The organism is Ralstonia sp. RL (assembly GCF_001683835.1).
GTDB lineage: Bacteria > Pseudomonadota > Gammaproteobacteria > Burkholderiales > Burkholderiaceae > Ralstonia > Ralstonia mannitolilytica.
The window spans coordinates 1-6,095 of the sequence record NZ_LWRX01000240.1 but is presented as its reverse complement, the minus strand read 5'-3'; the positions used below and the strand labels follow the sequence as shown (position 1 = coordinate 6,095).

Genomic DNA, 6,095 nt, shown 5'->3' with positions numbered 1-6,095 from the left:
GGCTTGCCACGCGATGTGCCGGTGTGGACCAGCCCCTTGCGCCGCTGCCGCGAGCTGGCGGCCTGTCTGGCAGCCCGGCCGATGATCGACGATCGTCTGGCCGAGATGCATTTCGGTGTGTGGGAAGGGCGGCGCTGGGACGATATTCCGCGCGCCGAACTGGATGCCTGGGCCGCCGATGTCGCCGGCTATGCGCCGCCGGGGGGCGAATCGGCGCGCGACCTGCAGCGGCGGGCGCTCGATTTCGTCGCATCGCTCACCGTGCCGGAGGCGGTGGTCGTCACCCATGCCGGGGTGATCCGGACGCTCGTGGCGCATTGGCAGGGGTTGCCGCCCGAGCGGTGGACGATGCTGAGCTTTGCCTACGGCACCTGCACGCGGGTCGATGTCCCCCGCTAAAATGCCGGGTATGGAAAATTTCACGCCCCTGCGCGACGCGATACCGGTTGGAGAAATCCGCCGCGCGCTGGTCATCAAGCTGCGCCATCACGGCGATGTGCTGGTCAGTTCGCCGGTCTTTTCGGTGCTCAAGGCGCATGCGCCGCAGGCCGAAATCGATGCGCTCGTCTATGCCGATACGGCCGAGATGCTGACGCTGCACCCGGCCATCGCGCAGGTGCATACCATCGACCGCAAGTGGAAGCAGCTGGGGGTGATGGGCCAGCTCAAGGCCGAGCTGGCGCTGTACAACGCGCTCAAGGCGCGGGGTTACGACCTGCTCATCCACCTCACCGAGCATTGGCGCGGGGCCTGGCTGTGCCGGCTGCTCAAGCCGCGCTGGTCGGTCGGACCGGTGGTCAAGGGGCGGCCCAAGCGCTGGCAACGGAGCTTCTCGCACCTGCAGACCCTGCATAATCCGCTGCGCCACATGGCGGAGACCAATCTCGATGCGCTGCGCCGCCTAGGCATCCAGCCGCGGCCGGACGAGCGGCGCCTGACGCTGGTGCCGGGGGCGGCGGCCGAGGCGGCGGTGGCAGTCCATCTGGCTGGTTTTGGCCTGAAGGGCAAGGATTTCATCCATGTCCACCCGGCTTCGCGCTGGTTCTTCAAGTGCTGGCCGGTCGAGCGCATGGCGACGCTGGTCGAGCGGCTGCAGGCGGCCGGTCATCCGGTGGTGCTGACGGCAGCGCCGAGCAAAGACGAGCAGAACATGCTGGCGGCCATCCAGACGCGGCTGGCCCGGCCAGCCTTCAGCCTGGCCGGGCAGTTGTCGCTGAAGGAGCTGGCGGCGCTGACCCAGGTGGCGAAATTGTTCATCGGTGTCGATTCGGCGCCGATGCATATCGCGGCGGCGGTGGGCACGCCGACCGTGGCGCTGTTCGGGCCGTCCGGCGACAAGCAGTGGGGGCCGTGGAGCGCCAACAGCCGCGTCGTGGCCAGCGCCGTGCATCCGTGCCGTCCCTGCGGTCACGACGGTTGCGGCGGCGGCAAGGTCAGCGACTGCCTGACGGCGATTGCCGTCGACGACGTGCTGGCAGCAGTGCAGGAACTGCTGGGCACGTGAAGATCGCCATCATTCGCCAGCGTTACAACCCGTTCGGCGGTGCCGAGCGCTTCGTCGAGCGCGCGCTCGGGGCGCTGGCCGGCGAGGGGGCCGAAGTTTCGCTCATTACCCGCAACTGGGACGGTGCGCCCCGCGCCGGTTTCCGGCAGATCACCTGCGATCCGCCCTATTCGCGGCTGTTCGGCGGCCGGGCGGCACGCGACCGCAGCTTTGCCGCCGCAGCGCAAGCCGAGATGGCGAAGGGGGGCTTTGACATCACTCAGTCGCACGAACGCATTCCCGGCTGCATGATCTTCCGGGCCGGCGACGGCGTGCATGCCGCCTGGCTCGACCATCGGGCACGCAGCCTTGGTTCGCTGCAGCGACTGACGCAGCGGTGGTCGCCGTATCACCGCTATGTGCTGGGGGCGGAAAGGGCGATGTTCGCCCATCCCGCCCTGCAGGCAGTCATTTGCAATTCGCAGATGGTGGCCGACGAGGTGGCGCGCTACTACGGCGTTGCTCGGGACAAGTTGCAGGTGATCTACAACGGGGTCGATACCGAGGCATTTCATCCCGGGCTGGCCGGCCAACACCGCGAAGCGACGAGGTCGGTAGCCGGCATTCCGGACGATGCGCCGGTCCTGCTGTTCGTTGGCAGCGGTTTCGAGCGCAAGGGCGTACCGCAACTGTTACGGGCGGCGGCACGCATGCAGCGCACCGATGCGCGCATCGTCATCGTCGGCGCCGACCGCAAGCTGAGTGCGATGCGTAAGCTGTCCGGGCAACTCGGCTTGAGCGAGCGCGTGCTGTTTACCGGGCCGTTCAAGGATGTTCGCCCCTGGTACGGCGCTGCCGACGGCTTCGTCTTGCCAACCCTGTACGACCCGTGCCCCAATGCTGCGCTGGAGGCGCTGGCCAGCGGCTTGCCGGTGCTCACTTCGACGACCTGCGGCGCGCAGGAATGGGTGCGCGTCGGGGAGAACGGCTGGGTGGTCGATGCCGTCGATATCAATGGCCTGGCGAAGCGCCTCGACGACCTGGCCGGGCTGGCCGGCAACGCGGCGGCTCGAAAGGCCGCGCGTGCCGTGGCCGAACCGCTGACCCTGCCGGCGATGGCCGACCGCCTGCTGGCGCTTTACCATAGGCTGAGCCGCTAACGCAGGCCGGGTATAATCGCGGGTTCTACTTTTTGCTTCAAGGATGTGCATGTCTCATGACATGACCAGCCGCGAGTTGTATCTCCGGCTGCTGACCTACGTTCGGCCATACTGGAAGGCCTTTCTTGCCGCGCTGGCGTGCATGGGCATCTCCTCGCTGGCTGAGCCGGTCTTTCCGGCGATCATGAAGTCGCTGCTCGATGACGGTTTTTCCAAGGCCAACGGCCCCTGGGACTGGCTGTTCTACCCCTTGGCGATCATGGGCATTTTTCTGGTGCGCGCCATTTTTGGTTTCCTCGGCGACTACCTGATGAGCTGGGTGTCCAATAACGTCGTTGCCGAATTGCGCCAGGCCATGTTCGCCCGCATGGTGCGCCTGCCGACCCGTTATTACAGCGACAATCTGTCCGGCCGCCTGATGTCGCGCATCGCCTACGACGTGACGGGGGTTGCCGGCGCGGCGACCAATGCGCTGACCTCGCTGATCAAGGATTCGTTGTCCATCATCGGTTTGCTGATCTGGCTGCTTTGGCTGAACTGGCAGTTGACGCTGATCACGCTTTCCGTGGTGCCGTTCATTGCCATCGTCGTGCGCGTGTTCAGCAAGCGCTTGCGCAGTGTTGCCCGTGGCCAGCAGGAATCGATGGGCAAAATCACTCAGGTGCTGCAGGAGACCATCGAAGGGCATAAGGTGGTCAAGATTTTTGGCGGTCAGGCCTACGAAGAGGAGCGCTTTTACCGATCCGTCCGTGAGCAGCGCCGTCTGGCCATGCGCGGCACAATGGCATCATCAGCGCAATCGCCCTTGGTTCAGTTCTTTGCGGCCACCGGCGTCGCCATCATCATGGGCGTCGCCCTCAAACAGGCGTCGCATGACCAGACGACGGTGGGCAGCTTCGTTTCCTTCGTGACGGCGATGTTGATGCTGATGGCGCCGCTGAAGCGGGTGACCGACGTCAACGCGCCGATTCAGCGCGGCCTGGCGGCAGCGGAAAGCGTTTTCTCGCTGATTGACGAGGCCGCCGAACCGGATGAAGGCAAAGAGGAACTGGGGCGGGCCAGGGGGCTGGTCGAGTTCGATCGGGTGACGTTCACGTATCCGGGGGCCGAGCGGCCGGCACTGGAAAACCTGTCCCTGACCCTGCGTCCCGGCGAGTGCGTGGCGCTGGTCGGGCCCTCCGGCAGTGGCAAGACGACGGCGGCCAACCTGTTGCCGCGCTTCTATGCCCTCGATTCGGGCGAAATCCGCATTGACGGCCATCCGCTGCCCACCATCCGCCTGAACAGCTTGCGCGACAACATCGCGCTGGTCAGCCAGGATGTCGTGCTGTTCAACGACACCATTGCGGCCAACATCGCCTATGGCGGCAAGCGCGATGCCACGGTCGACGAAATCCGCGCCGCGGCCAAGGCAGCCCATGCGCTGGAATTCATCGAGGCCCTGCCCGATGGCCTGAATACCATGATCGGCGAGAACGGCGTCAAGCTGTCCGGCGGTCAGCGTCAGCGTCTGGCCATTGCCCGGGCCATCCTGAAGAATGCGCCGATCCTGATCCTCGACGAGGCGACCTCGGCCCTTGATACCGAATCCGAGCGCCACGTGCAGGCGGCGCTTGACGAACTGATGAAGGGGCGCAGCACGCTGGTCATTGCCCACCGTCTGTCGACCATCGAACGCGCCGACCGTATCATCGCGCTTGCCCACGGCCACAAGCAGGAAGAGGGCTCGCACGCCGAACTGCTCGCCCATGACGGTCTGTATGCCCGTCTGTACCGCATGCAGAAGGCGGAAGAGGTGGCCGTCTGATGCGCATCCTGCATACCGAGTCGTCGAAAGGCTGGGGCGGCCAGGAAAACCGCACACTGAACGAGCTGGTCACGATGCGCGACCGGGGGCACACGCTGGCCGTCGTCGGCCGGCCCGGGGCGCGCCTTCTCGATCGCGCCCGGGAGGCCGGCTTTGAAACGTTTGTCGTCGACATGCGCGGCGCCATCGACCTGCCGGCGATCCTCCGCCTGCGCACGGTGATCAAGCGTTTCAAAGCCGACATCGTCAATACGCATAGCGGCCGCGATACCCAGCTGGCCGGCATGGCGGCGCGCACCCTGATGCATCGTCCGCGCATTGTCCGCACCCGTCATCTGGCGCTGCCCATCACCTCGAAATTCACCTACAGCGTGCTGCCTGATCATGTCGTGACGGTCAGCAAGTCTGTCGAAAACTATCTGGTCGAGGCCGGCGTGCCGCGCGCAGGCATCACGACCATTCCGACCGGCGTCGATTTCTCGCGCTACGACCGCTCCACCGTGCAGGGCAATCTGCGCGACGAATTGGGCCTGCCAGCCGATACGCTGCTCGTCGGAACGGTCGCCATCCTGCGCGCCAAGAAGGGACATGCCGACATTCTCGATGCGGCACCGGACGTGTTGAAGCGCTTTCCGAATGCCCATTTCGTCTTCGCCGGCGACGGGCCGCAGACCGACAACCTGAAGGCGCGCATTGCCGCCGACGGACTGGAAGAACGCATCCATCTGCTCGGCCTGCGTCGCGACGTGACCAACGTCCTCGCGTCGCTCGACGTCTTCGTGTTGCCGACGCATCAGGAAGCGCTCGGCACGGCCTTCATCGAGGCCGGCGCGATGGGCTTGCCGGCCGTGGCGTCCAACGTCGATGGGGTGCCGGAAGTGATTCTCGACGGCAAGACCGGCTATCTGGTGCCGCCCCACGACGGCAAGGCCCTGATCGAGCCGCTCAGCCGCCTGCTGGCCGACCCGGTGTTGCGCCAGTCGATGGGCGCCAACGCCGCCGAATTCGTCCGTCGCAAGTTTGCCCGCGAGGTGATGGCGCAAGGCATGGAAACCGTGTATCAGCGCCTGCTGGAGGCGCAATGAGCTGGGGGCAGCCGCTGCCCGTGCTGATGTATCACCATATCAGCCCGAAACCCGGGCTGGTGACCTGTGCGCCGGACAACTTCCGGGCCCATATGCAGTGGCTGGCGGAAAATGGCTGGAGCACCCTGTCCACCGACCAGTTTGCGCAGATTCTGGCGAGCGGCCAGGTGCCCAAGAAGACGGTGCTCGTCACCTTCGACGATGGCTACCTCGACAACTGGGTTTATGCCCACCCGGTGCTCAAGGAATTTGGCCAGCGCGCGACGCTGTTCCTGATCACCGGCTGGATGGGCGACGGGGCGGTTCGCCCGCATGCCGGCCAGCCCGGCGTGCCGGACGTGCCGACCCACGGCCAGGCGATGGCCGCTGCCGCCGAGGGCAAGCGGGACGCGGCTTTCCTGCGCTGGTCGGAAGTTGAAGCGATGCGTGATGCCGGCACCTTCGATTTCCATTCGCATACGCATACGCATACCCGCTGGGACCGCCAGATCGCCGATCAGACCGAGCGCGATCAGGCGCTGGCCGACGATCTGGCTGCCTCGCGCGCCACGCTGGCGGCG

Annotated in this window: 6 protein-coding genes; all 6 read left to right on the top strand. The window is 65.9% G+C overall.

Translation table 11 applies throughout. The annotated features are described in order from the left end of the window. Positions 1-399 (top strand): histidine phosphatase family protein (locus tag A6M56_RS21295; protein ID WP_286758406.1); only part of this gene is annotated, 399 nt, incomplete at its 5' end. A gap of 10 nt (positions 400-409) precedes the next feature. Next, positions 410-1,504 (top strand): putative lipopolysaccharide heptosyltransferase III, encoded by a 1,095-nt coding sequence (gene rfaQ, locus A6M56_RS21290; protein ID WP_286758405.1) that lies wholly within the window; start codon positions 410-412, stop codon positions 1,502-1,504. After that, entirely contained in the window at positions 1,501-2,643 is a 1,143-nt protein-coding gene (locus A6M56_RS21285) for a glycosyltransferase family 4 protein (RefSeq protein ID WP_286758404.1), read from the top strand. Before rfaQ ends, A6M56_RS21285 begins: the two co-directional genes overlap by 4 nt. A gap of 61 nt (positions 2,644-2,704) precedes the next feature. Then, positions 2,705-4,450: a lipid A export permease/ATP-binding protein MsbA gene (gene msbA, locus A6M56_RS21280; protein ID WP_286758403.1), complete on the top strand. Its 1,746-nt coding sequence runs from the start codon at positions 2,705-2,707 to the stop codon at positions 4,448-4,450. Continuing rightward, positions 4,450-5,535 carry a glycosyltransferase gene (locus tag A6M56_RS21275; protein WP_286758402.1) on the top strand — a complete coding sequence of 362 codons (1,086 nt, stop codon included), beginning with the start codon at positions 4,450-4,452 and terminating at the stop codon, positions 5,533-5,535. Before msbA ends, A6M56_RS21275 begins: the two co-directional genes overlap by 1 nt. A 26-nt stretch (positions 5,536-5,561) precedes the next feature. Then, positions 5,562-6,095: polysaccharide deacetylase family protein (locus tag A6M56_RS21270; RefSeq protein ID WP_286758407.1), on the top strand; the 534-nt coding region annotated here is incomplete at its 3' end.

Excerpts from the sequence above, each read along its gene's own strand:
- rfaQ (WP_286758405.1), top strand. The coding sequence starts at position 410 with ATGGAAAATTTCACGCCCCTGCGCGACGCGATACCGGTTGGAGAAATC.
- msbA (WP_286758403.1), top strand. The coding sequence starts at position 2,705 with ATGACCAGCCGCGAGTTGTATCTCCGGCTGCTGACCTACGTTCGGCCA.
- A6M56_RS21275 (WP_286758402.1), top strand. The coding sequence starts at position 4,450 with ATGCGCATCCTGCATACCGAGTCGTCGAAAGGCTGGGGCGGCCAGGAA.